This window comes from Bradyrhizobium sp. SZCCHNRI1009, assembly GCF_032487575.1.
GTDB lineage: Bacteria > Pseudomonadota > Alphaproteobacteria > Rhizobiales > Xanthobacteraceae > Bradyrhizobium.
Window position 1 is genome coordinate 323,904 of record NZ_JAUEUL010000002.1, and the last position, 24,476, is coordinate 348,379.

General features: G+C 66.4%; 23 protein-coding genes. 11 read left to right on the top strand and 12 right to left on the bottom strand.

Annotation, left to right across the window (positions count from 1 at the left end; genetic code table 11):
* Nucleotides 1-4 precede the first annotated feature (4 nt).
* Entirely contained in the window at nucleotides 5-655 is a 651-nt protein-coding gene (locus tag QX010_RS05040; protein ID WP_316178014.1) for a hypothetical protein, read from the bottom strand.
* 138 nt (nucleotides 656-793) lie between these two features.
* Nucleotides 794-1,828 carry a cobalamin-independent methionine synthase II family protein gene (locus QX010_RS05045; protein WP_316178453.1) on the bottom strand — a complete coding sequence of 345 codons (1,035 nt, stop codon included), beginning with the start codon at nucleotides 1,826-1,828 and terminating at the stop codon, nucleotides 794-796.
* A 171-nt stretch (nucleotides 1,829-1,999) separates the two neighbouring features.
* Between QX010_RS05045 and QX010_RS05050 the strand changes: the two genes are divergently transcribed.
* The 3 genes from QX010_RS05050 (at nucleotide 2,000) to hemC (ending at nucleotide 5,893) form a co-directional block, all read left to right on the top strand.
* Nucleotides 2,000-3,178: an acetate/propionate family kinase gene (locus tag QX010_RS05050; RefSeq protein ID WP_316178016.1), complete on the top strand. Its 1,179-nt coding sequence runs from the start codon at nucleotides 2,000-2,002 to the stop codon at nucleotides 3,176-3,178.
* Nucleotides 3,179-3,274: 96 nt separating this feature from the next.
* On the top strand, nucleotides 3,275-4,900 hold the full coding sequence (locus QX010_RS05055) for a choline dehydrogenase (RefSeq protein ID WP_316178017.1): 1,626 nt from the start codon (nucleotides 3,275-3,277) through the stop codon (nucleotides 4,898-4,900).
* A 15-nt stretch (nucleotides 4,901-4,915) separates the two neighbouring features.
* Nucleotides 4,916-5,893: a hydroxymethylbilane synthase gene (gene hemC, locus QX010_RS05060; RefSeq protein WP_315805852.1), complete on the top strand. Its 978-nt coding sequence runs from the start codon at nucleotides 4,916-4,918 to the stop codon at nucleotides 5,891-5,893.
* 4 nt (nucleotides 5,894-5,897) lie between these two features.
* Here the strand turns inward: hemC and hemE are convergent, their stop codons facing one another.
* On the bottom strand, nucleotides 5,898-6,929 hold the full coding sequence (hemE, locus tag QX010_RS05065; protein ID WP_410051925.1) for a uroporphyrinogen decarboxylase: 1,032 nt from the start codon (nucleotides 6,927-6,929) through the stop codon (nucleotides 5,898-5,900).
* A 197-nt stretch (nucleotides 6,930-7,126) separates the two neighbouring features.
* On the opposite strand from hemE, the gene QX010_RS05070 reads away from it, so the two are divergent.
* Nucleotides 7,127-7,369: a hypothetical protein gene (locus QX010_RS05070; protein ID WP_315805854.1), complete on the top strand. Its 243-nt coding sequence runs from the start codon at nucleotides 7,127-7,129 to the stop codon at nucleotides 7,367-7,369.
* Between the two features lie 170 nt (nucleotides 7,370-7,539).
* The gene (locus tag QX010_RS05075) at nucleotides 7,540-9,450 is read left to right on the top strand and encodes a diguanylate cyclase (protein WP_316178022.1); all 1,911 of its coding nucleotides are present in this window, start codon (nucleotides 7,540-7,542) and stop codon (nucleotides 9,448-9,450) included.
* A gap of 13 nt (nucleotides 9,451-9,463) precedes the next feature.
* On the opposite strand, the gene QX010_RS05080 is transcribed toward QX010_RS05075, so the two are convergent.
* Nucleotides 9,464-9,691, bottom strand: coding sequence for a SlyX family protein (locus tag QX010_RS05080; RefSeq protein WP_315805856.1), 228 nt, complete (start codon nucleotides 9,689-9,691; stop codon nucleotides 9,464-9,466).
* Nucleotides 9,678-10,457 carry a rhodanese-related sulfurtransferase gene (locus QX010_RS05085; protein WP_316178024.1) on the bottom strand — a complete coding sequence of 260 codons (780 nt, stop codon included), beginning with the start codon at nucleotides 10,455-10,457 and terminating at the stop codon, nucleotides 9,678-9,680. Before QX010_RS05085 ends, QX010_RS05080 begins: the two co-directional genes overlap by 14 nt.
* A gap of 132 nt (nucleotides 10,458-10,589) precedes the next feature.
* On the opposite strand from QX010_RS05085, the gene ggt reads away from it, so the two are divergent.
* Both ggt and QX010_RS05095 read left to right on the top strand, forming a co-directional pair.
* A complete protein-coding gene (ggt, locus tag QX010_RS05090) occupies nucleotides 10,590-12,176 on the top strand; it encodes a gamma-glutamyltransferase (RefSeq protein ID WP_315805858.1) in 1,587 nt (528 codons plus the stop codon).
* Between the two features lie 841 nt (nucleotides 12,177-13,017).
* On the top strand, nucleotides 13,018-13,476 hold the full coding sequence (locus tag QX010_RS05095) for an FKBP-type peptidyl-prolyl cis-trans isomerase (protein WP_316178026.1): 459 nt from the start codon (nucleotides 13,018-13,020) through the stop codon (nucleotides 13,474-13,476).
* Between the two features lie 376 nt (nucleotides 13,477-13,852).
* On the opposite strand, the gene QX010_RS05100 is transcribed toward QX010_RS05095, so the two are convergent.
* Nucleotides 13,853-14,068: a CsbD family protein gene (locus tag QX010_RS05100; RefSeq protein WP_316178028.1), complete on the bottom strand. Its 216-nt coding sequence runs from the start codon at nucleotides 14,066-14,068 to the stop codon at nucleotides 13,853-13,855.
* Between the two features lie 149 nt (nucleotides 14,069-14,217).
* Here QX010_RS05100 and QX010_RS05105 point away from each other — a divergent pair, with 149 nt between their 5' ends.
* Nucleotides 14,218-14,736, top strand: a complete 519-nt coding sequence (locus tag QX010_RS05105) for a cupin domain-containing protein (RefSeq protein ID WP_315802710.1) — start codon at nucleotides 14,218-14,220, stop codon at nucleotides 14,734-14,736.
* Between the two features lie 150 nt (nucleotides 14,737-14,886).
* Here QX010_RS05105 and zigA read toward each other — a convergent pair whose 3' ends face one another.
* From zigA to QX010_RS05130, 5 genes are all read right to left on the bottom strand, one after another.
* Nucleotides 14,887-16,092: a zinc metallochaperone GTPase ZigA gene (gene zigA, locus QX010_RS05110; RefSeq protein ID WP_316178030.1), complete on the bottom strand. Its 1,206-nt coding sequence runs from the start codon at nucleotides 16,090-16,092 to the stop codon at nucleotides 14,887-14,889.
* A gap of 569 nt (nucleotides 16,093-16,661) precedes the next feature.
* Nucleotides 16,662-17,891: a TadE/TadG family type IV pilus assembly protein gene (locus tag QX010_RS05115; RefSeq protein ID WP_316178033.1), complete on the bottom strand. Its 1,230-nt coding sequence runs from the start codon at nucleotides 17,889-17,891 to the stop codon at nucleotides 16,662-16,664.
* A 284-nt stretch (nucleotides 17,892-18,175) separates the two neighbouring features.
* A complete protein-coding gene (locus QX010_RS05120; RefSeq protein ID WP_316178035.1) occupies nucleotides 18,176-19,627 on the bottom strand; it encodes an MATE family efflux transporter in 1,452 nt (483 codons plus the stop codon).
* A gap of 154 nt (nucleotides 19,628-19,781) precedes the next feature.
* Nucleotides 19,782-20,948: a hypothetical protein gene (locus tag QX010_RS05125; protein WP_316178037.1), complete on the bottom strand. Its 1,167-nt coding sequence runs from the start codon at nucleotides 20,946-20,948 to the stop codon at nucleotides 19,782-19,784.
* Nucleotides 20,945-21,646, bottom strand: coding sequence for a FecR domain-containing protein (locus QX010_RS05130; protein ID WP_315802715.1), 702 nt, complete (start codon nucleotides 21,644-21,646; stop codon nucleotides 20,945-20,947). Before QX010_RS05130 ends, QX010_RS05125 begins: the two co-directional genes overlap by 4 nt.
* Before the next feature lie 139 nt (nucleotides 21,647-21,785).
* Here QX010_RS05130 and QX010_RS05135 point away from each other — a divergent pair, with 139 nt between their 5' ends.
* The gene (locus QX010_RS05135; RefSeq protein ID WP_316178040.1) at nucleotides 21,786-23,114 is read left to right on the top strand and encodes a phospholipid carrier-dependent glycosyltransferase; all 1,329 of its coding nucleotides are present in this window, start codon (nucleotides 21,786-21,788) and stop codon (nucleotides 23,112-23,114) included.
* A 66-nt stretch (nucleotides 23,115-23,180) separates the two neighbouring features.
* Here QX010_RS05135 and QX010_RS05140 read toward each other — a convergent pair whose 3' ends face one another.
* A complete protein-coding gene (locus QX010_RS05140; protein ID WP_316178041.1) occupies nucleotides 23,181-23,831 on the bottom strand; it encodes an OmpA family protein in 651 nt (216 codons plus the stop codon).
* A gap of 75 nt (nucleotides 23,832-23,906) precedes the next feature.
* Between QX010_RS05140 and QX010_RS05145 the strand changes: the two genes are divergently transcribed.
* Both QX010_RS05145 and QX010_RS05150 read left to right on the top strand, forming a co-directional pair.
* Nucleotides 23,907-24,080 carry a hypothetical protein gene (locus tag QX010_RS05145; protein WP_316178042.1) on the top strand — a complete coding sequence of 58 codons (174 nt, stop codon included), beginning with the start codon at nucleotides 23,907-23,909 and terminating at the stop codon, nucleotides 24,078-24,080.
* Nucleotides 24,081-24,215: 135 nt separating this feature from the next.
* Entirely contained in the window at nucleotides 24,216-24,446 is a 231-nt protein-coding gene (locus QX010_RS05150) for a hypothetical protein (RefSeq protein ID WP_315802718.1), read from the top strand.
* Nucleotides 24,447-24,476: the final 30 nt, after the last annotated feature.

Below are 24,476 nucleotides of genomic sequence, written 5' to 3' on the forward strand. Positions count from 1 at the left end.
CCGGCTATTTGTCGGCGAGCAGGTTGACCGGCATCGCCGACGGCGGCTTGCCTGAGGACTTCCGGCCGCTCTGCTCGGCTGCGACGGCGGCGCGTGCGGCCTTCAGGCGTGCATCGGTCTCCTTGTCGGCCAATAGCGCGTCGGTGAGGTTCGCTTCGGCGGTGTACGCCGCCTCGGCCGCGGCCTTGGCCGCCGCGATGTTGGCTGCGGTGGGATTGGCCTTTGCCACCGCCTCCGCCGCGTCGCGGTCGGAAATGGCCTTCTCGTTGGCCGCCAGCGCGGCATCGAGATTGGCGTCGGCGACCGTCTCGGCCGCATCGGCAGCCGCCAGCGTCGCCGCGGCCGGACTGAGCGGCGGCCGGGGGCGCAATGGTTTCGCTGCCGCCTGCGGCTTGACGGCCTGGGCCTGCGGCGGGAACGCGGGCCGAGAGGGTGGTGGCAGTGCCGTTGGCTGCTGGATGGGAGGCGGCTGGAGCGATGGCATGGTCGGCACGAGCCCGATCGGCACCATCCGCGCAAACGAGCTGCGCGCGTCGCGCATCAGGCCGCCCATGATATCGTCGAGCGGGTCGGCCATCGCGGTCCCGCTCACCGCTGCGCCGGCAAGCATGCCGATCGCGGCGGCGACGTTCCTCGTCGTGATGCAGACGGCCATCGGAGCCTCCCTCGCGACGACATCGGGCCAGCCGACCCCCGGCGCTCACCGCCTGCCTTATTCCGGAAATGGGTTTGCAGGGTGGCGCCATCGTGGAGCGCCGCGCCCGACATGCGCCGCATCTGCCACATTGGGCTGTCAGGCGAGTTCCTCGCGCACCCGCGCCGCCGCCGCGCACATCGCCTTCAATTTCCCGAAGGCGGTCGCGCGCGGCAGATATTTCATGCCACAGTCGGGCGCCACGACCAGCCGCTCCGGCGCCACCACTTTCAGGCCGTTGCGGATGCGCTCGGCCACGACAGCGATCGGCTCGATCTCGGGATCGCCGAGATCGAGGACGCCGAGCACGATGGTCTTGGTCGAGAGATCTCTGAGAACGCCGAGGTCGAGCCGCGGCTGCGCCGCCTCGATCGCGATCTGCGCAGCGTGGCAATCGGCAAGCTCGGCCAGGAACGCATATCCGCTCGGCTTGCTGGAGCCCGGCACGATGGCGGCATAACCGAAGCAGACGTGAACGATGGTGGGCACCGTAATATGATCCAGAGCCCGGTTGATCGCCTTGACGGCATAGCGCCGCGCCGCCTGCGGATTGTTGCGGACCCAGGGCTCGTCGAGCTGGATGACGTCGGCGCCGGCGCGTTGCAGGTCGCGGGCCTCGGCATTGACGACCTCGGCGAAAGCCATCGCGAGCGCCTCGTCGTCGCCGTAGAAGTCGTCCTGGGCCTGCTGGCTCAATGTGAACGGCCCGGGCAGGGTGATCTTGGCGGCACGCCGGGTGTTACGGCGGAGGAACTCCATGTCGCGCAGCTCGACCGGCTGCGTCCGCCGGATCGGACCGACGACGCGCGGCACTGGCGTCTTGATTCCGGACGGCGAGATGATGATGGCGGGATTGTCGGCATCGACGCCGTCGAGCGCGGTCGCGAACCGGTTGGAGTAGCTTTCGCGCCGGATCTCGCCATCCGACACGATGTCGATCCCCGCCTGTTCCATGTCGTGGATCGCGACGATGGTCGCGTCGTCCTGGGCGTCGTCGAGCAGCGGCCGGAGAATGCGCCACATGCCCTGCATGCGAATGCGAGGAACGGATTTCGAGAGCATTGCGCGATCGACCAGCCAATCCGGCTGCGGGTAGCTTCCGACCACGGTGGTCGGGAGGAGATGTCGAGGCATATTCACGCAATGGCCCTCCCGCGGGTCCGACTCAACCTTGGGTACGATGGCAGACGATAATTCGGTGTCAGAATGCAACCTAGCGTTTTGTTCGTCTTCGGATCGTCATGGAAATAATTCGTATTTTCTGCAGTTTATCAGTTCAACATTCGTCACGAGGCGGCATCACCGATGCAACACATCCTGACTCTCAACTCCGGCTCATCCTCGATCAAATTCGCCTTGTTCGAGGAAGATGCCGTCCTTGTCGAGACCGTGCATGGCCAGATCGAGGGGCTTGGCCGCAACGCGCCGCATCTCGAAGCAAAGCTGAGGGGCGCTCCGCTGGCCGATGAACGCCTGGATGCAGCGAGCGCCGCCGATCACGAAGCGGCTCTCGGCGTCGTGCTCGAGGTCCTGCAGCGCGCCATCGGCCGCACCGAAGTCGACGCGGTCGGTCACCGCGTCGTTCATGGCGGGCTCGCATTCACGCGGCCGATCGTCGTCAATGACGATGTTCTGAATGATCTGCAAAAGCTCATTCCGCTGGCGCCGCTGCACCAGCCTCACAATCTCTCTGGTGTCCGCGCCGCCCATCGCGCCTTTCCTGGCGCCATGCAGGTCGCATGTTTCGATACCGCGTTCCATCGCTCGCACCCCTGGGTTAACGACACCTACGCCTTGCCGCGCGAGCTCTACGATCAGGGCGTCCGCCGCTACGGCTTTCACGGCCTGTCCTATGAATACGTCGTGTCGCGATTGAAGGAGATCGCTCCGCTCGACGAGAAGGGCCGGGTGGTCGTGATGCATCTCGGCAACGGCGCCTCGATGTGTGCGATCCGGGATGGGCAGAGCATCGGTTCGTCGATGGGCTTCACGGCACTCGACGGTCTGCCGATGGGCACGCGCTGCGGTCAGCTCGACCCTGGCGTCGTTCTCTATCTGCTTGAGGAGAAGCGCATGACGGCCGAGGCGGTCACCGATCTCCTCTACAATCACTCGGGCCTCAAGGGATTGTCGGGGTTGTCGCAGGACATGCGCGAACTGGAGGCCGCCGGCACGACGGAGGCGCGGCAGGCGATCGACTACTTCGTCGACCGCATCAGGCGCGAGCTCGGCGCCATGGCCGCGATCCTCTCTGGCATCGACGCGGTGGTGTTCTGCGGCGGGATCGGCGAGCATGCATGGCGCATTCGCGAGCGCGTCTGCCAGGGATTCGAGTGGCTCGGGATCGCGTTGGACGAAAGCCGCAACCGCGCGAGCCATTCCTTGATCTCTTCGGACCAGTCGCGGGTGCGTGTGCGGGTGGTCAATACCGATGAAGAGATGATGATCGCACGGCACGCCGCGCGGCTGCTGAAGCAGTCATGACTGAGATGGCCGACCAGACCTGCTGATTTGCCGCTTGCATGCGCCGGCTTTTGGTATCATCGAGGATGAAACAACAACAAGGCCGGTGGGGAAGCGATGGAAGGCAGCGCAGCGTTGCGTGAGACGGACCTGGAGTTCGACTATATCGTGGTCGGTGCCGGCTCGGCCGGGTGCGTTCTCGCCAACAGGCTCAGCAGTGACGGCAAGCACACGGTGCTGCTGCTCGAGGCCGGTCCGAAGGACACCAACATCTGGATCCACGTTCCGCTCGGCTACGGCAAGCTGTTCAAGGAAAAGACCGTCAACTGGATGTACCAGACCGAGCCGGAGCCGGGGCTCGACGGCCGCTCGGTGTTTCAGCCGCGCGGCAAGGTGCTCGGCGGCTCCAGCTCGATCAACGGCCTGCTCTATGTGCGCGGTCAGCACGAGGACTACGACCGCTGGCGGCAGCGCGGCAATGTCGGCTGGGGCTATGACGACGTGCTGCCCTATTTCAAGCGGGCGGAAAATCAGTCCCGCGGCGCCGACGACTATCATGGCATCGACGGCCCGCTGCCGGTGTCAGACTGGCGGCACGAGGACCCCTTGTCTGAAGCCTTCGTGAAGGCGGCGGTCGAGGCCGGGTTGCCCTTCAATGGCGACTTCAATGGTGCGAGCCAGGAGGGCGCGGGGTTCTTCCAGACGACGACCCGGCGCGGCCGTCGCGCCAGCACCGCGGCCTCCTACCTGCGGCCGGCGCTCGGTCGCAGCAACCTGCACGTCGAGACCGACGCGCTGGCCCAGCGGATTTTGTTCGAGGGGCGCCGGGCCGGCGGCGTCACGTTCAGCCAGCGCGGCCGGATGCGGACGGCCCGCGCCCGCAGGGAGATCCTGGTGTCGAGCGGCGCCTACAACTCGCCGCAACTGCTGCAGCTGTCCGGGGTCGGTCCGGCCGAGCTGTTGAAGCAGCACGGCCTCGACGTGGTCCTCGATGCGCCCGGTGTCGGGAGTGACCTGCAGGACCATCTGCAGGTGCGTATCGTGATGCGCTGCAGCCAGCGCATCACGCTCAACGACATCGTCAACAATCCGGTGCGCAAGGTGCTGGCCGGCGCACGCTATGCGGCCTTCCGCAACGGTCCGCTGACGATCGCGGCGGGGACGGCCGGCGCATTTTTCAAGACCGATCCGCGGCTCGCGAGCCCGGACATCCAGATCCACTTCATCCCCTTCTCGACCGACAAGATGGGCGAGAAGTTACACACCTTCTCCGGCTTCACCGCCTCGGTCTGCCAGCTCAGGCCCGAAAGCCGCGGTTCGCTGCGGATCAGGAGCGCGGATCCGACGGTGCCGCCGGAAATCCGCATCAATTATCTCGCCAGTGAAACCGACCGGCGGGCCAACGTCGATGGCCTCCGGATCCTGCGGAAAATCCTGGCGGCACCGGCGCTGAAGCCGTATGTCTCGGGTGAAGCCTATCCGGGGTCCAAGATCGTGAGCGATGACGACATCCTGGCCTATTGCCGGCAGACCGGCAGCACGATCTACCATCCGACCTCGACCTGCCGGATGGGGACCGATGCTGTCGCCGTGGTCGATCAGCGCCTGCGCGTGCGCGACATCGACGGCCTGCGCGTGGTCGATGCCTCGATCATGCCGGACCTGGTTTCGGGCAACACCAACGCGCCGGTCATCATGATCGCGGAGAAGGCCTCCGACATGATCTTGCAGGACGCGCGCTGACGCAGGAATGAGTTCGTGACACGTTTCCGGATCGGCACCCGCAAGAGCACGATGGCCTTGGCGCAGACGGAGGAGATCGCCCGCCGGCTGCAGGCCGCGATTCCGTCGCTCGACATCGAGATCGTCAAGTTCGAGACGACGGGCGATTCCGACCAGACCAGCAAGCTGCTCACCCATGGCGGCAAGGGCGGGGCGTTCGTGGCCGAGATCCGCCGCGCCATGCTGGATGGCAGGCTGCATGCAGCAATGCACTCGCTGAAGGACATGCCGGGCAACGAGGAAACGCCGGGGCTGGTGGTTGCGGCGCTGCTGTCGCGCGATCCGCCGGGCGACGTGCTGGTGCTGCGGCGGGGGCTGTCGCTGGACGAATTCCGCAACGATGGCGGCCGGGGCTTCAAGATCGGCACCAATGCCGTGCGCCGCGCCGCCTATGCGCGACGACTGTTTCCGCAGGCCGAGCTGATCCATTTTCGCGGCGCGGCCGATACCCGCATCCGCAAGCTCGACAATGGCGAGCTGCAGAAGCTGCCGGACGGCGGCGCCGTGGGGCCGGCTGATGCGTTGATCATGGCGCGCTCCGGGCTGGAGCGGGTCGGCCTGTCCGACCGCGCCTCCTATGACTTCCCGGTCGCCGACATGCTGCCGGCGGTCGGGCAGGGCATCGTCGCCGTCGAATGCCCGGCCTCCGACTGGGACACGCGGCGCATCCTGGCGACCATCGACGATGCGGCGGCGCGGACCTGCGCCGACGCCGAGCGCGAGGTGCTGTGGGTGCTCAACGGTCACTGCAACTCGCCGATCGCTGGCTTTTCGACCATCGACGGCGGTCAGCTGACGCTGACCGCCTCGGTGCTCGACGAGGATGGCGGCCACTTCATCGAGGCGCAGCGCTCGGCGCCGGCGGATCGTCCGCGCGAGCTCGGCCGGGCGGTCGGGCTCGATCTGCTTGCCAACGGCGCGGCGGAGCTGATCGAGCGCAGCCGGCCGCGCTAGCAAGTCATCCCTTGTAGGCGCGTACCCGTGCCAGCATCTGCTCCACATGGGCGATCGGGGTTTCCGGCAGAATGCCGTGGCCGAGGTTGAAGATGTGGCGGCCGCCGGAATAGCTCGCCAGCACGTCGTCGACCGCCTGGTCGAGCGCCGCGCCGCCGGTGATCAGTGCCAGCGGATCGAGATTGCCCTGCACCGCGACCTTGCTCTGCACCTTCTCGCGCACGAGGCCCGGCTCCGCGGTCCAGTCGATGCTGACGGCATCGATGCCGGTTTCGGCGACGTAGCCCGGCAACAGCGCACCGGCCCCGCGCGGAAAACCGATGATCTTCGCATCCGGACGTACCTTGCGGACGCCCTCGACGATGCGCCGTGTCGGCGCGACGGACCAGCGCGCGAACTCGCGCGGCGACAGCACGCCGGCCCAGGTGTCGAAGATCTGCAGTGCGTCGGCGCCGGCCTCCAGCTGCTTCAGGAGATAGGCGATCGAGCTTTCGACCAGCGCATCGATGATTCTGCCGAACGCATCGGGATGCCGATAGGCGAGCAGCCGCGCTGGCGCCTGATCAGGCGTGCCTTGGCCTGCGACCATGTAGGTCGCGACCGTCCATGGGGCGCCGCAGAAGCCGATCAGCGCGGTGCTCCGCGGCAGCTCGGCCCGCACCCTGCGCAGCGCCTCGAACACCGCTTCCAGCTTCGACAAATCGGCCTTCGCCGACAGCGTCGCGATCTTGTCCGGCGTATCGAGCGGGTCCAGCCGCGGGCCTTCGCCGATTTCGAAGCGGACGCTGCGGCCGAGCGCGTGCGGGATCACCAGAATGTCGGAAAAGATGATCGCCGCATCGAAGCCGAAGCGCCGGATCGGCTGCAGCGTGACTTCGGCCGCGAGTTCGGGATTGAAGCAGAGGTCGAGAAAGCCGCCGGCCTTGGCGCGGACCTCGCGGTACTCCGGCAAATAGCGGCCGGCCTGCCGCATCATCCAGATCGGGGGCACGCTCTGCCGCCGTCCGGCCAGCACGTCGATGAAGGGCTTGTTCACGGCAGTCTCACTCACGCTCGGGCTCCGCAACTTTCGGGAACAGTTTACCGTCCGTGATACATGCCCACGCGGTTCCGGCCAAGGTGATATCGACGCGGAAGCGGCGGGAGATACGAGCGCCATTGCGGTCGCCGGCCGCCACATCTCGCGGAACACGTCTTTCGCCACTGCGTTGTCGTTCCACAGGGAGATTGACCATGGCTGAGAAATTCAATCCTGCGCCCCACGACAAGCACGCGGTCGATCCGCGCGAGGCCGCGCGTCTCGATCGTGAGACGGCTACGCAACTCGACAAGGGACTGATGGATACGTTCCCGGCATCGGATCCGGTGAGCCTGCAACAGCCCTCGACGACCCGAGCGAAGGACGACGACGTCGACCACGATCCGGCGCATGCGTCATCGTTGTGGGACAAGGTGCGATCGGTGTTCGCCCGTTGAACTAACAAGCGGGACGCCGCTTGCGACCGCGGATTTCTCGGTGTGGCTCCGTATTTGTACGGGAGCAGCCGTAGTCTTACGGGCCGCTGAGGACACCTTCGGAGCAGCCGCATTTCAGAGTTAAATAAGATGTCCATGGGAACCTCGGCGCGTCCGGAGAGTCCCGCGGAATGGACGTTGGTGCGACCAGAGTTGATCGAGGCCGCCTGCCCATGTGGGCGGCTGGCGTGCTTGCGCTCGTGTCGGTCGCCATTCTCGCTTTCAGCATCTGGGGCGAATGGACCTCCCGCCAGGCGGAGGTGCGAAATGCCGAAACCGATCTCGGCAATCTCGCTCATTCGCTCACCCAGCACGTCGAGGACACATTCGAGCTTGCGGATTCGCTGTTGCGCGGCGTCGTCGCGGCGCTGGAAACCGATGACGGCAAGCCCGGCGCGATCACCCGACTGCAGACGATCCTGAAGGCGAGGAAGCGCAATCTCGGGCGCATCCGCGGCATCTTCGCGTATGGCGAAAACGGCGACTGGCTCGCGACCACCGAGGACGTCACGCTCACCAACTACAACAATGCCGATCGCGACTACTTCGCGCACCACAGGGTTTCCGCCGATCGTTCGCTGCTGATCGGTCGCCCGGTGCAGAGCAGGGCTGGCGGCCAGTGGGTCATCACCCTGTCGCGGCGCTGGAATCACGCGGATGGCCGGTTCGGCGGCGTCGTGCTGGCAACCATCGACGTTGCCTATTTTGCTCAGTTCTACCGTCAGTTTGCCGTCGGTCGTCAGGGCACGATCAGCCTGATGAGCCGGGACGGAGCCGTCCTCGCCGACAATGTCGGGCCAGACCCGCAGGCGGTCGGGCGCCCCGTCCTTGAATCGATTCCCTATCATCCCGCATCGGGACCGTTGCATTTCCGGCGGCTCGGCGAAACGTCCGACCGCATCGGGTTCTATCAGCACGCGCAGCGCTATCCGTTCCTCATTCTGGTGACGCGCACGGAGGCGGAGGTCCTGGCCGAATGGAAGCGTGATGCGCTCATTCGGCTCACGGTGCTGGTCTGTCTGGTTGCGCTCGTCATTGCGATCGGCATCTTCCTCGCGAAGCAGTTGCTGCAGCGCCAGCAGCTCGCCGCGGCGCTGGCCGCCAAGGAAGAAAACTTCCGGCTGCTCGCCGAAGGCTCCAGCGACATCGTGACGCGGATCGAGCTGGACGAATGCATCGGCTACGTTTCGCCCTCGACCATGCGCGTGCTGGGCTGGCATCCGTCGCAGCTCCTGGGCAAGCGCGCGCTCTCCGGCGTGCATCCGCTCGATCGCCCGCAGTTGCAGGAGATCCTCGATCAGCTCAGGCGAGGGGCCGTCGACGAAGCCCGTGCCACCTATCGCATGCGCCGCCGCGACAAGTCGGAGATCTGGGTCGAGGCCACGATCCGCGCCACCCGTCAGCCGGATGGTGCGCTCGACGGCTTCGTCGCGGTCACCCGCGACGTGACCCAGCAGAAGACGCTGCAGGGCCGGCTCGAGACACTGGCCATCGAGGACGGCCTCACCGGGCTCGCCAACCGCCGCCGGTTCGACGAGCGGCTGCTGGAGGAGTGGGGCAGGGCCTACCGCGACAAGACCTCGCTGGCGCTGCTGATGATCGACATCGACCACTTCAAGGCCTTCAACGACGCCTATGGCCATCCGGCCGGCGACGAGTGCCTGCACACCGTGGCCGGCATTCTCGCCGACGAGGCGCAGCGCAGCTCGGATCTGGCAGCCCGCTACGGCGGCGAGGAGTTCGCCATCCTGCTGCCGAACACCGATGCCGGGGGCTGCGCCAGGCTCGGCGAGCGGATCAGGCGGGCACTGCACGAGGCCCGCATCGTCCACGATCACAACCCGGCGGGAATCGTCACCGCGAGCATCGGCGGTGCGGTGTGCCGGCCGGGCTTCGAACGCTCCGCCGGCCCGGCCTCGCTGATCGAGGCGGCCGACCGCGCGCTCTATGCCGCGAAGGACGCCGGCCGCGACCGCCTGATCATGGCCGGCGAGGTGGTCGACCTGCCCGCCGGCAAGGCGCCGGCGACCGTCCCGGCGTGAGATCGCCGCCTGCTCAGTAGTGCGGCGGCGGCTCATTGCGCGGCCCCTCGGTATTGCCTTGCGCCTCCTCGAGCCGCTCCACCAGCAGGGCGACCTGTCGCTTCAGCGCATCGATCTCGCGCCACTGCGCGGTGATGGTCTGGTTCAGCGTCTCGATCGTGTCGTCCTGAAACGTCAGGCGCATCTCCAGCGTGTCGATCCGCTCGCCGAGCTGCGCGTTGGATTGCTCAGAGCTGTTCATCGCGTGCGCCCTCCGGAACGGCCTTGATCGTGGCCTCGCTGTGCTCCCGCAGCCCGTGACCGAGCGCCACCCGTTCGTCGAACACGAAACAGCCGCCGCGCCAGCGGCTCTCGGATTCCGGGGTCTCCTCGAGATATTTCAGGATGCCCCCCTTGAGGTGGTAGACCTCGGAAAAGCCGCGCGCCAGCAGCAGCGCGCTCGCCTTCTCGCAGCGGATGCCGCCGGTGCAGAACATCGCGATCCGCTTGTGCCTGGCAGGATCGAGCGCGCGTGCGGCAAAATCCTTGAACTGCCCGAAGCTCTGCAGGCCCGGATCGATTGCGCCCTCGAACGTGCCCATCGCCACCTCGAACGCATTGCGGGTGTCGAGCACGACGGTATCGGGCGCTGCGATCAGCGCGTTCCAATCGGCGGGACTGACATAGGTCCCGACCTGGCGGGTCGGATCGGCGGCGGGATCGCCGAGCGTCACGATCTCCCGCTTCAGCCGCACCTTGAGGCGCCGGAACGGCATGGCGGTGGCGCGCGAGTATTTCAGCTCCAGATTGTCCAGCCGGCCGGCGAACAGCATTCCGTCGCGAAACTCGCCGACGAGGGCGGCAATTGCCGGCTCGGTCCCGGCCACGGTGCCGTTGATGCCCTCCTCGGCCAGCAGGACGCTGCCCTTGACGCCGCGTTCGGCGCAAAAGGCGTGGAGCGGCGCACGCAGGTCGCGAAAATCCGGCAGGGCGACGAACTGATAGAAGGCGGCGACGGCGAGGGGCATGCGGCCGTTTACCAGCAGAGCTGACCATAGAAAAGCTGGTATCCCCGGGCATTGCCGAGCCCGGAAGGAATGTGCGATGTAGCCGGCCAGCACTGGTATTCCAACCACCACACGATCACGCAGCGAGCAACGATGAGAAGCTTCCATTTCCCCGGCAGGTCGACGGTCCACGCCCAGAACGGAATGATCGCGACATCGCACCCGCAGGCGGCGCTGGCCGGGATCGAGGTGCTGCGGGCCGGCGGCACCGCGGCCGATGCGGCGGTGGCAGCCTGCGCCCTGCTCGGAGTGATCGAGCCGCAATCGACCGGTATCGGCGGCGACTGCTTCGCCCTGGTCCAGCCCAGGGGCGAGGGCCGGATCATGGCCTATAACGGCTCGGGCCGGGCGCCTGCCGCCGCGACCGTGGACTGGTACCTCGAGCGCAAGATCCATTCGGTGCCGCTGACCTCCGCCCACGCCGTCTCCGTGCCCGGTGCCATCGATGCCTGGGCGCGCATCCTGCACGACCATGGCCGGCTCGGCCTCGACCGGCTGCTGCAGCCGGCGATCCGCGCCGCCGAGGACGGCTATGTGGTGGCGCCGCGGGTGGCCTTCGACTGGAACAACCAGTTCGAGAAGCTCAAGAACGGCACCAACACCGCGCGCTACTTCCTGCCGCGCGGCAAGGCGGCGGCGGTCGGCGACGTGATCCGCCAGCCGGAGCTGGCGCAGACGCTGCGCGTGATCGCCAAGGAGGGGGCGAAGGGCTTCTACACCGGCGCGGTCGCCGAGGACATGGTGCAGACGCTGCGCGGCATCGGCGGCCTGCACACCCTGGAGGACTTCGCCAATCACCAGACCGAGGTGACCTCGCCGATCGGCACCACCTACAAGGATCACGACGTCTGGCAGTGCCCGCCGAACGGCCCGGGCATCACGATGCTGGTGATGCTCAACATTCTTTCCCGCTTCGACCTCACGCGGATCGATCCGCTCAGCGTCGAGCGCTTCCACCTCGAGGCCGAGGCCGCGCGCATCGCCTACATGATGCGCGAGCAGCATATCGGCGATCCCGCGCACATGACCACCGAGGTCGCGAGCATCCTCGCCAAGGAGTTCGCCGACGAGTACATCTCGCAGATCAGCCTCGACAAGCTGCTCGATCTGCCGAACGTTGCGCCGCCGATGAATCCGGAGACGGTCTACATCACCGTCGTCGACCGCGACCGCAACGTCTGCTCCTTCATCAACTCGATCGCGCATTCGTTCGGCTCGGCCATCGTCTCCAACGAGACCGGCGTGCTGCTGCAGAACCGCGCCGGCGGCTTCCGCATCCAGCCCGGTCATCCGAACTGCATCGGTCCGGGCAAGCGTCCGCTGCACACCATCATCCCGGCGCTCGCCACCAAGGCCGGCCGCGCCCAGATGTCGTTCGGCGTGATGGGCGGCCAGTATCAGCCGGTCGGCCAGACCCACGTGCTGACCAACATCCTCGATTATGGCTGCGACGTGCAGGAAGCGATCGATATGGCGCGCGGCCTGCATTACGAGGGCGTCTATCAGCTCGAGGACGGCGTGCCGGCCGATGTCGTCGAAGGCTTGCAGAAGATCGGCCACAAGACCACCAAGGTGGTGTCGCCGCTCGGCGGCGGCCAGGCGATCTGGATCGACTGGGACAAGGGCACGCTCACCGGCGGCTCCGACCCGCGCAAGGACGGCTGCGCGCTGGGATATTGAGGCGGGCGCGTTCTCGCGGACTATCTCACCATCACTGCGCTTGGGCCCAGTCGTGTCCACACATTCCGCTGTCGTCCCGGCGTTGAGCCGGGACCCATGCCCCCAGGGAGCGGTTTGAGGCAGGCTGGCAATTGGCTTTTTGCCCATCACGTCTGCTGCGGCGCAAGGGTCCCGGATCGGAGCCGCGACGCGCTGGCGCGCGTCACGGCTTGTCCGGGACGACAGCGGTGGGTTTGGCGGATTTACAATTCAAACAGCCATCGAGTTGAAGACATGAGGACGTGATCTCGCGGCGAGACTCGCCCGAGGTCTGCACTTGGTCGTCCCTCGCAATCATGCAGAGGGCGCAGGGAATGCCGGGTGAAGGCCTCACCCATGGCCCGCCTGCGAAAAAAATGCAGGCGGCAGGTACCACAGGCAAAGCCGAACACTCCGGCATTCCCTGCGCGACGGTCTTCACGCTTATACGCAGTCTCCCTGGTGCGCCGGGCTTGTTGGCCACCATGCCGCGACGATGCTTGCGCATCGCGCGGGTGACACCAGCGTCGGGGTGTCAGGACGCTGCGACTTCACGTCCGCAAGATATCGTTCGTCCGCATCCTCGTCGAAGAGAATGCTGCGATCTCTCGCGGCCATCGCACCCCGCCTCGCGTGTCGTGACGATCGCGCGCTACGCCCCTCTGCGGTGAGGCGGGATGCGCGGAGATAATCATGATTTCCGATTATTGGCAATAGGATTATTTTTTTCGGAAGCAGATGCCGGGCTGGTCAGCCGCTCCCGCTTGGGCTAAACCGCGGCTCCCGTGAACGAGCAGAGGCGGTCTGGAGCATGCGGCGTCCGATGAACAGAAGAGTTGCGCTGATGATGGCGGCATCGGCCGCGGCCGGTGGCGTGCTGGGCTCCCGCGCGGTCTCGGCACAGACCAGTTCCGCCCAACCGACAGGAAAGACCATGACCACTCCCTCCGGACTGCAGATCATCGACACCAAGGAAGGCACCGGCGCGACGCCGACGCGCGGTCAGACCTGCGTGATGCATTATACGGGCTGGCTCTATGAGAACGGCCAGAAGGGCAAGAAATTCGACTCGTCTGTGGATCGCAACGAGCCGTTCGAATTCCCGATCGGCATGAAGCGCGTGATCGCCGGCTGGGACGAGGGCGTCGCCACCATGAAGGTCGGCGGCAAGCGCACGCTGATCATTCCGCCCGAGCTCGGCTATGGCGCACGCGGTGCCGGCGGCGTGATCCCGCCGAACGCGACCTTGATGTTCGACGTCGAGCTGCTGGGCGTGAAGTAGGTCTGGGAGAGTGAGGGCGGTTCGGTCAGCAAGCGTGCTGTGCGATACAGCGTCCTCTCCCCCAAGGCGAAGCGGAAGCTTCGCCAGGGTGGGAGAGGACATCACCGGCCCATCCGCGAACGCTATAGGGTGAGGGGTATCCTTCGGCGAGCGATGCTCGGGGAGAGATACCCCTCACCCGACGAAGCTTGTGGGGACTGTCCTGCATGCCCTCTCCCACAAGGGGAGAGGGCGCATTCATAGGCGCCGGTTGGGACGCCGATAGTTGCTATTCGTCGTCAACTAACAACGGCGCGAAGACCGGCCCGCGAGGGGCCGGTCTTGTTAGTTTCTGGAGATCGTCATCGCGCGACCTCAGCGACCGCGCCGATCCTGCTCAGAGGTTCTTGTTCGCAGCGCCGGCGGCGGTGTTCACCGCGTCCTTGGTCGCCTGCTTGGCATCGCCCAGCGCCTGCTGGCCCTTGCCCTTCACTTCCTGGATCGCGCCTTCGCCCTGCAGACGGTCGTTGCCGGTGGCTTCGCCGATGCCCTGCTTGGCCTTGCCGATCGCCTCGTTGGCGACGCCCTTGATCTTGTCGGTGGTGGCACCCATGATTTCGTCCTCCGTTGTTCGTGTGAACTCCACCGACCCAACGCACCCAATGCAGAAAGGTTCGCGCGGAACTGCGAATAGCTTCGTTGCGGTATTTCGGCTAAGAACTGTCGGTTCCCTCGAACCGACGAAATCCCGAGAAGAAAATCATGTCAGGCTCTCACGATCACGCGCACGGCCATTCCCACGATCACGGCGACGAGCGCTGGAAGCACGACGGCGTCCGCGTCATTCCGGGTCATCAGCTCGATGGCAACGTGCCGTCGACACCGGGCATGGACCGCAAGGCCGCGATCAACTTCGCGCGCGTCGGCGCGCAGAAATTGTGGGCCGGCACCGTCACGATCCGGCCGGACGCCAAGACCGGCGCGCATCATCACGGCCATCTCGAAAGCGTGATCTACGTCGTCAAGGGCAAGGCGCGGATGCGCTGGGGCGATCGGCTGCAATTCACCGCGGAGGCCGGCCCCGGCGACTTCATCTTCGTGCCGCCCTATGTGCCGCACCAGGAGATCAACGCCAGCCCGGACGAAGTGCTGGAATGCGTGCTGGTGCGCAGCGACGGCGAGGCGGTCGCGATCAACATCGACATAGAGCCGGTCGAGAAGCCGGAGACGGTGCTGTGGATCGATCCGGTGCACCGCGATCCCGCCGAGTCGAAGCCGTAGCCATCAAGGAAATGGCGGAGCCGTCTCGCGACGGCTCCGCCGGGCAGGGAGTGGCTATACCGCCCTCCCTCTCACACGCGAAGCAGGGGCGACTGTCGCGCGTGTGTCTCGCGGTTCGTTGTCTCGAGCCGCAGTTCGGATGAATGCCGATCAGGCCGCCTCGTCGGCGCGGCGCCAGACCGGAAACGGATCCGACAGCCGCGCCCATGCGGCGACATCCATCGCAGGCTTCCCCGGCAGCAGGCAGGCGTCGAGCCGCGCGCTCAGGCCCGCCTCATCCATGTTGCTGCCGATGAACACGATCTCCTGGCGGCGGTCGCCATAGACCTCGTCCCAGCGCCCGAGCATGCGCGTGCGCCAGTCGAGGTCCTCGGGCCACAATTTCTGCGGCACCGCAGCCCACCAGAAGCCGAGCGCGCTGGTGCGGACGATGGCGCCGGCCTGGCTGATCTCTCCGAGCCATTGCGGCCGGGTCGCCAGCCAGAAATGGCCCTTGGCGCGGATCACGCCCGGCCAGGATTCGCGCAGGAACCGGTCGAAGCGAGCCGGAATGAACGGCCGTCGGGCGCGGTAGACGAAGCTCGTCACGCCATAGGCCTCGGTCTCCGGCGCATGGTCGGCGAAGCCGTAGAGCTCGCTGTACCAGAGCGGGTGCTGCTGGGCGCGGTCGAAGTCGAAGCGCCCGGTCGCAAGCACGCGCTCCAGTGGCACACGGCCCTGGTTGGTCTCGATGATGTCGGCGTCCGGATTGAGCGCGCGAATGATCTTGCGCGCGGCGTCGCGCTGATCGCTGCTGGCATCGTCGACCTTGTTGAGCACGATCACGTCGGCGAACTCGATCTGCTCGACCAGCAGATCGACCAGCGCGCGCCGGTCGCCGTCGAACTGGTCGCCGCGGTCAGTCAGGAAGTCGGACGACGAATAGTCCTTGAGCAGGTTGACCGCGTCGACCACCATCACCATCGTGTCGAGGCGCGCGACATCCGACAGGCTCATGCCATGCTCGTCGCGGAAGTCGAAGGTCGCCGCCACCGGCAGCGGCTCTGAAATGCCGGTGGCCTCGATCACGAGATAGTCGAAACGACTGCTCTCGGCCAGCGTGCGGACTTCCTTCAGCAGGTCGTCGCGCAGGGTGCAGCAGATGCAGCCATTGGTCATCTCGACCAGTTGCTCATCCGTCCGTGACAGATTGGCACCGCCATCGCGAACGAGGTCCGCATCGATGTTCACCTCGCTCATGTCGTTGACGATCACCGCCACCTTCAGACCCTGGCGGTTGTTCAGGACGTGGTTCAGCAAAGTGGTCTTCCCAGCCCCGAGGAAGCCGGACAAGACCGTGACGGGGAGTTTGCGCATCGAGATCGAACAGCCTCTTCAGGGGAAGGGGTCGGTGCCGGCGAACGGGCATGCGGCCTCAATCGTTATGTTATAACATAACATCATCTCAAGTCGCGCTGGGTGTCAAGGGAGAGTGGTGACAAAGGTGTGAGAGGCGTGATGACGTGGGGTCTTGCCGCGGGCGGTGGACGCGCGGGGCAGGCGTCGGCCTCAAGGAGCAGAGCAGGTTCAGCGGTGTGCTTTAGAACCGTCGGGACACCGATCCGCTTGAGCGATGTTGCAGGAGCGACGCTGCAAGAACAACGCTGCAAGATCAACGACTGGTGCGCTCCTTCTCCCCGTTCTTACGGGGAGAGGGTCGGGGTGAGGGGCAGCCACACAAGAAGTCTTAGTTGTTAGGTCCGTTCTTTCTTGGCGTGAGGACGTTCGTGATGTGATCCGAACCTCTGTGATTCAGGTGAGACGGGTGGAGGCTATCGACTCAAACCGCTCGTGCGGCTGCCGCTCACCCCACCCCTCTCCCCGTGAAGAACGGGGAGAGGGGGCGCACCGTCATTGCGGCTGGAGCGTGCCTCATATGCAGCAAGCTACTTCGACAAAAACGCCGTGCCGGCCTGGCCGCTGGTCGCCGACATCGACAGCGCGCCGGGCGCGATCGCCCAGTTGGTCTGGTTGAGGATCAGCGTGTTGAACACCATCGTGACGCTGTTGCTGCTCATGGTCGAGACCGAGTTGATGGTGACGTTGCGGCTCGGCAGGTACATCAGGCCGGTGTAGGACGAGCTGCTGGTGCCGTTGATCGGCAGGTTCGTCGTCGACAGGCCTGACGGCTCGTACATCAGGATGTTGGCGTAGGTGCCGCTGGTCGGCGCCGACAGCGTCGCATTGACGTTGCCGTTGAAGGTGAGCGTCGCGTTCTGGTCGACGAGGTAGAAGGTGACGCCGCTGCCCGTCACCGTCCACCCCGAATTGAAGGTCATCGCGCCGCCCTTGATGATGTAAAGGCCGGGATTGAGCGTCAGCGTGCCGGAGCCGTTGAAATTGGTCGCGCCGCAATACACGCCGGGGCTGAGCGTGACCGAGCCGGGATCATAGACTTTGTTGTTGGTGGTGCACGCGCCCACCGTGACGACGGGCAGCTTGCCGGCGAAGGGATCGGCGATCGCGGCGCAGCCGGTCTCGGCCGGCGGGGTGACGCCGCCGTTCTTGGTGATGTTGGTGCCCTTGATGCAGATGCGCTTGACGTTGAGCGTGGCGTTGAACATCGCCGCCGGGCTCTGCGTCGACAGCACGTGAACCTCGCAGCTCGGCGCATTGAGCTGGGCGCCGGAATTCACCAGCAACGATTGCGCGTTGATGGTGCTGACCAGCAGGATGCAGACCGGCGACCTGGCCTGCGCACCGGCTTTCGCCGTAGCGGACGCCGTCACGCCGAGCGACGTCGTGCCCATGACATTGAGGAACGAGGTCTTCACCGTGGTCGTCGCGGTGCCCGACAGCGAGCCGTCGCCGTTGGCCGTGAAGGTCGCCGACGTGCCGGTGCCGAACCGGCCCTTGAAGCTGCCCGAGAACACCGCGCTCGCGGTCGAGACCTGCTGCGCGCTGGCCTGGGTCACGCCGGCGAGGACCGCGGCATCGACCGACTTCTGGAGTTGCGCCTTGGTGTCGCTGGACTTGGCGAAATCGACGGCGGCGCCGACCGACACCAGGATGGGGATGATGGTGATGGCGAAGATCATGCTGATCTGGCCGTCCTTCGCGCGGCCAAATCTCCATGCCAGATCGCGAAGTGTCTTCGACGAAATCGATACGGTCATGTGCAACGCTTCCTGCTGATGGCTGTCCGAGGCTCGACGCCGGCGGATGCGAGCCCGTGCTGCAAGGAAGTGGCGGCCAGACATTACCGCATGCTGAATCCGGTTCCGTAAAGGAACCCTGCGACGTCGTTGCGGAAGCCGAAGGTTATCAGTGTATTTGCCGGATCATCGAGAGGTGCTTGTTCGCACCACTCACTGGTAGTAGCCGCGCGAATTGCTTGTATTCGGCGGTGGCCGCTTGTGAGTTGCAGGTCGTTTGAATTGCTCTTGCCGGTTAGTGTCCGCTAAGCGCGCGAGCGCCAGATCCGGGGCGAGAGAACGAGGCTGCAAACGAGTGCGTAGGCGACGAGCGACAGCGTGACCATCGCGGCGAGCGAGGCCATGCCGCCGCCGAGCATGACGATGGCGGCATAGCCGCCGCCCGCCGCGATCAGCACGCGCAGGGCGGAGCCGACGAACGGCCACAGCACGTGCCCCGCGCCTTGGCCGGCAAAAGCCAGCACGAAGCCGAAGCCGAGCGCGGCGTAGGCCGGCGCTACGGTGCGCAGATAGGTCGCGCCCTCGCGCACAACCTCGGCGTCGCGGCTGAACAGGCCGAGCCAGAGCGGCGGATGCAGCGCCACGATCACGCCGATGGTCCCGACCAGCGCGGCGCCCGCCAGGGCGCTGATCCAGGCGATGCGGCGCGCACGGCCGCGCTGTCCGGCGCCGACATTGATGCCGACCATGGTCAGGGTGGCCGTGCACAGTCCGAACAGGATCGGGATCATGATGTAGTCGAGCCGCGAGGCGATGCCGTAGGCGGCGAGCTCGGAGGTGCCGAAGCGGCCGGCGAGCGCGGTCACCAGGATGACGGTGAGATTGACCATGACCGCGTTCAGCGCGGTCGGCAGTCCGACCCTCAGGATGTCGGCGAACAGCCGGGCCTGCAGCGGCGCAACGCGCACATGCAGGCTGGAGCGGCCGGAGGCCATATAGCGCACCAGCACCAGCATGGCGCCGCAGTAATACAGGCCGAAGGCGATGCCCGCGCCGGCGATGCCGAGCCCCGGCAGCGGGCCGAGGCCGAAGATCAGCAGCGGCGAGGCGGGGATCATGACCAGCGCGCCGACCAGGGTGACCAGCGCCGGCACGCGCACATTGCCGGCGCCGCGCAGCGCCGCCGCCTGCAGGTTGACGATCCACACCGGGATGGCGCCGGCGAACAGATAGTTGGAGTAGCGCAGCGCCGCCTCCAGCGCGCCTGCGCGTCCGCCGAGCGCATGGTACAGGGCCGGGCCGAGCAGGGCGGTCGCGAGCGTGAACAGGCCGCCGGCGATCACCGCCAGCACGATCGCATGGAACGCGATGGCATCGGCATCGGCGTTGTGCCCGGCGCCGACGGCGCGCGCCACCGCCGAGGAGACGCCGCTGCCGATGCCGCCATTGGACATCATCGTCATCAGCATGAAGATCGGGAACACCAGCGCGACGCCGGCCAGCGCATCGGTGCCGAGGAAGCCGACGTAGTAGGCCTCGGCGACGTTGACCGCGGTCTGCGCCACCAGCACCGTCATCGTCGGCAACGCCAAGCGGAACAGCGCCGGCAGCACCGGGCCGGAGAGCAATGCCGTGCGGGCCGACGCGGCCTTGGCGCGCGACGGAGCCGGGGCCGGCGTGACAAGCGGCGCTGGCGCCTCCGGAGCTGCCGTGCCGCTACGCCGGGCCTCGCCGGTCGCCTGGGTGGAAACGTCCATCGGATCTCCGTGCGCCCTGGCGAGCCGTTGCTTTTGAATGATGATCATCATTCAATATGACAGCGGCCGTGCGCGGGTCAAGGCGACCCTGGCGCAGACCGATCATGAAATGTTGAAGGAGCGAGGTGGTGCGCCCGCCCGGCGCCAGCAGCCGCTAATAATGGACGCGCAGGCCGATGCCGCCGTGGATGGTGTTGCCGACCGGCTGCGGGCCGAGCGTGCCGTTGACGAACAGGTCGGCGATCCAGCCCTGCGGCAGGCGGAACCCGAGCCGGCCGCCATATTCGAACCAGCCCTGGTTGCCCATGGTCGGCGTCACCGTGCCGTTGCCGGTGACGGTGGCGACGATGCCGGAGCTGGTCGCGAACGACTGGACGTAGCCGCCATTGATGTTGGCCTCGATGCTCGTGCCGAACAGGTGGGTCCACTGGCCGCCGACCTTGACCAGGCTGGTGCGGTCGGTGCCGCCGGCGATCGTCGCGTCGAACGGGTTGAAGGCCACCGTGGGATCGCGATAGCCGGCGACGTGCTGCCACAATTGCCACAGCTCGACCGAGGCCGCGAGCTCGTCGCGCGGCGAGAACCGGCTGATCCAGCCGGCGCGGCCATAGACCGCGTAGTTCGATGCCGTGGTGGTGCCGTCCACCGTGACGTTGCCGAGGCTCGTCGCATAGCTGCGGCCGTAGCGCACGCGCTCATAGGGCGTCAGGATCGTGCCGACGTCGAAGAACGGCCGCGACGAGCCCCAATCGGCGAAGTCGTAGCGCAGCGCAAAGGCGCCGATCGGCGCAGACGTCACGTGATAGCCGTTCTCGTCGTAGTGCGTGTAGGCGAGGCCGGCGAGCAGCGCCAGATTGCTGGTGAGCTGCTTGCGGCCATGGATGCCCGCCGAGAACGAGCCGGCCGAGCCGAACGCGCTGACGCAGTCGCTGCAGTTGACCTGCTCATTGACGCCGAGCAGCACCAGCCCGAGCACGCGGTTGGTGATCATCTGGTTAAAGCGCTGGTCGGCGAGGCTGTTGATCGCGTTGGCGCTGTTTCCCGCGCCGGTGGGCGACGGCGACGGGGTCGGCGTGCTCGAGGGCGAGGGCGTCGGCGTCGGACTGGCGGTCGATGTCGGCGTGGCCGACGGCGTCGGCGTCGCGGTGGGCGAGGAGGTCGGAGACGGCGACGGGGTCGGGCACGGCGCCGCCGCGAAGTTGTCCACCCCGCAATTGCTCTGCGCGGCGGCCGGCGCGGCGTGCAGGGCGAGCGCGAGCAGCCCGCCGGCGATGGCCGTCATCAGGAGAGCAAGCTGACCGCGTCGCGTCCTCATCGTCATCGCCCGCACAGGATGCCGGTGAAGTCCTGCGGCGGCGCATTGCTGGCGAGATCGGTGACCGTGCAGAGGCCCGATGTCGACGCGCAGCTCGCCGCAAAGCTCCAGGACGGATTGCTGGTCTTCTTGATCGTGCTCCTGCCGTTGCCGGTTGCGGTGATGATGGCCGTGTCGCCGGGCTGGGTCAGCTCGAGGCATTGGAAGGTGAGGGTGCAGACCCGCGACGCGCCTTCCTGCAGCACGACCATGGTCTGGCCGCGCTGCGAGCGGATGTCGAGGATGGTGCCGCGCACGCCGATGGTCGCGAGCGGCGTGTTGATCTTGTAGGCGGTCTTCTCGGAATGGCCGGTGACGAAGCGGAACGCGCCGGTGCCGAGCCGGATCGCGATGTCGCGATAGCTGGTCTCGTCGTTGAACACGGTGCGGTCGAGCGTCAGGGTGGCGTTGGCGCCGAGCGAGAGATTGGTGCTGTCGATCATGACGAGCCGCGCGGCGCTGTCATTGCCGGTGCGCACGGTCTCGTTGCGTACGACGCCGTCGCCGACATTGATCGGGCTGCTCGACGCGCCTGCAACGCGCAGCACGTCCTTCTGCACCAGCACGGCTTCGCCGATGCGGCCGTCGGCGCTCGCGCCGCCCGCGACGCCCAGCAGGGCGGCGGCCGAGATCGCAGCAACACAGGTTCGGCGACGCAGGCTCATATCCACACCGAAGGTCGTTCCCTGCTCAATCTAGCCGAAGACGGCGCGCGGGGTTGTTGTAAAATGGGCACAAGTTTGCCTCGATGACCGTTCGGTGGTTAGTTGCCGTCACCGTGGGATCAGTTCAACGCGGAGGCCCATGAAGGTATCTGCTGCTCGCCGGGATGACGACGAAGATGACGGCGAGGTTGCGCAGGATGGCGCTCTGTCGGTCCGCCGCGGCGTGATGACGGCGTTGCTGATCTTCGCGATCGCGCACGTCGTGCTGATGATCGGGCTCGCCTCGCCGCCGAAATTCGTCTTCGACGAGGTGCATTACGTGCCGGCGGCGCGGCAGATGCTGGGACTGGGGCCGGCGACGCCGCAGCTCAACCCGATGCATCCGCCGCTCGCCAAGGAGCTGATCGCGCTGTCGATCAGGACGTTCGGCGACAATGCCTTTGCATGGCGCTATCCCGGTACCGTGCTCGGCGGGCTCGCCGTCGCCGCGATCTATCTGTGCGGCCTGGCGCTGTTCGCGGCGCAATGGCCCGCCATCGCGGCGGCGCTGCTCGCGGCCTTCAACCAGATGCTGTTCGTCCAGGCGCGCATCGCGATGCTCGACATCGGCGCGCTCGCCTTCAGCCTGCTCGGGATCGCGGCGTTCCTGTTTTCGTTCAGGCAGCGCCGGCCGCAGGTCGTGTTCGCGCTGGCGGGGGCGCTGTTCGGCCTTGCGATCGCCTGCAAATGGAGCGGGCTGTTTCCGCTCTTGACGGCGCTTCTCATCGTCGGTCTCATCAAGCTGTTGCAGCATTGGCAGACCTCGTTCGGCGATGGCGAGCCGACCGACTGGTATCGGCCCGAGCAATGGCCGCAACTGAGCTGGCTGCAGATCGTGCTGTGCCTCGTCGCGATGCCTACTGTCTGCTATCTCGCGACCTTCGTCCCGCTGCACGGCCTGTCCGTCATGGGCATCTTCGAGGCGCAGCGGCGCATCTTCGCCGACAGCGTCACCACGGCGATCGCCGGCCACACCTATATGAGCGCGTGGCCGACCTGGCCGCTGCTGGTCCGTCCGGTCTGGTTCCTGTTCGACAAGAATGGTGACACCGACATCGCCGCGGTGGTGCTGCTCGGCAATCCGCTGGTGCTGTGGCCGGCGCTGGCCGCGCTCGCGATCTGCGCCCGGGATTTCATCGCGACGCGCAGCGCGACGGCGTTCCTGATCCTGGCGTTCTATCTCGGCTGCTATCTGCCCTGGGCGCTGCTGCCGCGCGCGCTAAGCTTCATCTACTACTACCTGCCGTCGGCGACGCTGGCGAGCCTCGCGCTCGTCCATGCGCTGCGACGCTGGCCGCGCTGGGTGCTGGTGAGCTATGTCGCCGTCGCGATCCTGGGCTTCGTCGCGATGCTGCCGATCAGCGCCGCCTTCATCGGCACGACGATGCAGACCTTCACCCGGCTGATGCTGTTCCAGAGCTGGATCTGAACGCGGACAAAAAGCGCCCCGCCCGCCAGGGACCGTAAGCAGGCGGGGCGATGCGCGGCGGAGCGCTCACTTCGCCGCGGTTTTGGTGTCCATGTTGACGACCTGGACCCGCCGGTTGAGCGGATCGGCCGGGTTGGCCGCGTCCTTGAGCTTGGTCTTGCCGTAGCCGACCGTGACGAGGTCCTGGCCGGGGAGGGCGAACTTCTCGACCAGATAGCGCTTGATGGTGTCGGCGCGGCGCTCCGAGAGATCCTGGTTGAAGCCGTCGCTGCCGATGCCGTCGGTATGGCCGGCGACCACGAAGGTCGAGCCCTTCAGGTTCGGATCGGACAGCGCCTTGCCAAGCTCCTGCACGGCCGGCATCGAGGCCTTGCTGATGTCGGCCGAATTGTAGTCGAACTGGATCTCGAGATCGATCTTGGGCTTGGTCGCCGCGATCTCGGCGATCTGTTCGCGCTCGCCGAGCGACAGCGAGCGGGTCTTGCGGTTGCGCATGCTGTCGATGAAGGCCGCTTGCTTCGCCTGCGTCGCCGTGTCGGCCTGCGGGTTCGCCTGCGGTCCGATCGAGATGCCGCGCGTCACGGCCTTCGGCTTCAGCGCGTTGAGGATCTTGTCGGCCGACACGGCCTCGCCGGCGAGAGCGGTGCCTGCGCCGATCGCCAGCATCGCGGAGAACGCCGCCGCCTGAACTGCAAAACGTCCAAAATATGGGGTCATCGTCGTTATCCTCGGGTCGTCATGCCCTATGGCCATTGGATGCGTGAACGATAGAACGGGTTCAAAGCGTCCAATGTGATCGACGTCACGTTGTCGGGCCGGGCGGCCCTCGAGGGGCGAAGCGAGCGGTCCGCGGGACGCGCCGCGCGCTGCCGCAAAGCGATCGGCAGCTGGCCGGTCCGCGAACAACAAATCGGCCAGATGCGGTTCTACCGGATAGCGCTCGCCGGGAAAAAATCGCAAACCTGAGGGACGCGAACGGCGAGTGGATTCGTAGTCAAGAAACGCGAACAGAAAAGCAGAGCCGTGTTCAACCCATCGCACAGGCGCGACTATCAGTCCCATCGGGCGAGCAGCCAGGATCAGGCGGGATCATCCGGTTCCATGTCGACGCTGATTGGAGCAGGGATCATTGCCGCATCGATCCTGCTGTCGACGCTGTTCACGGCCGTCGGCAACCGCTATGTCGGCCTGGAAAGTCCCTCCGAGGATACGGCCTGGCTGGTCGACCGCCTGACCGGCCGCATCTACAAATGCCGTGCGCCCGATCCCGGCCGCGCCAGCTGCAAGGCCGAGATCGCCACCGGCAGCATTCCGGACAAGTCCAAGCCTTGAGGTTCCGCAAGGGGTTCCCGTCGGCCTGAT

What these genes read in the sequence shown, in the direction of transcription:
- QX010_RS05135 (WP_316178040.1), top strand. Translation starts at nt 21,786, where the DNA reads ATGAAGGTATCTGCTGCTCGCCGGGATGACGACGAAGATGACGGCGAG.
- QX010_RS05105 (WP_315802710.1), top strand. Translation starts at nt 14,218, where the DNA reads ATGTCAGGCTCTCACGATCACGCGCACGGCCATTCCCACGATCACGGC.
- QX010_RS05050 (WP_316178016.1), top strand. Translation starts at nt 2,000, where the DNA reads ATGCAACACATCCTGACTCTCAACTCCGGCTCATCCTCGATCAAATTC.
- QX010_RS05120 (WP_316178035.1), bottom strand. Translation starts at nt 19,627, where the DNA reads ATGGACGTTTCCACCCAGGCGACCGGCGAGGCCCGGCGTAGCGGCACG.
- QX010_RS05085 (WP_316178024.1), bottom strand. Translation starts at nt 10,457, where the DNA reads ATGCCCCTCGCCGTCGCCGCCTTCTATCAGTTCGTCGCCCTGCCGGAT.
- QX010_RS05140 (WP_316178041.1), bottom strand. Translation starts at nt 23,831, where the DNA reads ATGACCCCATATTTTGGACGTTTTGCAGTTCAGGCGGCGGCGTTCTCC.
- QX010_RS05080 (WP_315805856.1), bottom strand. Translation starts at nt 9,691, where the DNA reads ATGAACAGCTCTGAGCAATCCAACGCGCAGCTCGGCGAGCGGATCGAC.
- QX010_RS05045 (WP_316178453.1), bottom strand. Translation starts at nt 1,828, where the DNA reads ATGCCTCGACATCTCCTCCCGACCACCGTGGTCGGAAGCTACCCGCAG.
- QX010_RS05150 (WP_315802718.1), top strand. Translation starts at nt 24,216, where the DNA reads ATGTCGACGCTGATTGGAGCAGGGATCATTGCCGCATCGATCCTGCTG.
- QX010_RS05130 (WP_315802715.1), bottom strand. Translation starts at nt 21,646, where the DNA reads ATGAGCCTGCGTCGCCGAACCTGTGTTGCTGCGATCTCGGCCGCCGCC.
- QX010_RS05100 (WP_316178028.1), bottom strand. Translation starts at nt 14,068, where the DNA reads ATGGGTGCCACCACCGACAAGATCAAGGGCGTCGCCAACGAGGCGATC.
- zigA (WP_316178030.1), bottom strand. Translation starts at nt 16,092, where the DNA reads ATGCGCAAACTCCCCGTCACGGTCTTGTCCGGCTTCCTCGGGGCTGGG.
- QX010_RS05095 (WP_316178026.1), top strand. Translation starts at nt 13,018, where the DNA reads ATGAACAGAAGAGTTGCGCTGATGATGGCGGCATCGGCCGCGGCCGGT.
- QX010_RS05115 (WP_316178033.1), bottom strand. Translation starts at nt 17,891, where the DNA reads ATGACCGTATCGATTTCGTCGAAGACACTTCGCGATCTGGCATGGAGA.
- QX010_RS05040 (WP_316178014.1), bottom strand. Translation starts at nt 655, where the DNA reads ATGGCCGTCTGCATCACGACGAGGAACGTCGCCGCCGCGATCGGCATG.
- QX010_RS05125 (WP_316178037.1), bottom strand. Translation starts at nt 20,948, where the DNA reads ATGACGATGAGGACGCGACGCGGTCAGCTTGCTCTCCTGATGACGGCC.
- QX010_RS05075 (WP_316178022.1), top strand. Translation starts at nt 7,540, where the DNA reads ATGGACGTTGGTGCGACCAGAGTTGATCGAGGCCGCCTGCCCATGTGG.
- ggt (WP_315805858.1), top strand. Translation starts at nt 10,590, where the DNA reads ATGAGAAGCTTCCATTTCCCCGGCAGGTCGACGGTCCACGCCCAGAAC.
- QX010_RS05070 (WP_315805854.1), top strand. Translation starts at nt 7,127, where the DNA reads ATGGCTGAGAAATTCAATCCTGCGCCCCACGACAAGCACGCGGTCGAT.
- QX010_RS05055 (WP_316178017.1), top strand. Translation starts at nt 3,275, where the DNA reads ATGGAAGGCAGCGCAGCGTTGCGTGAGACGGACCTGGAGTTCGACTAT.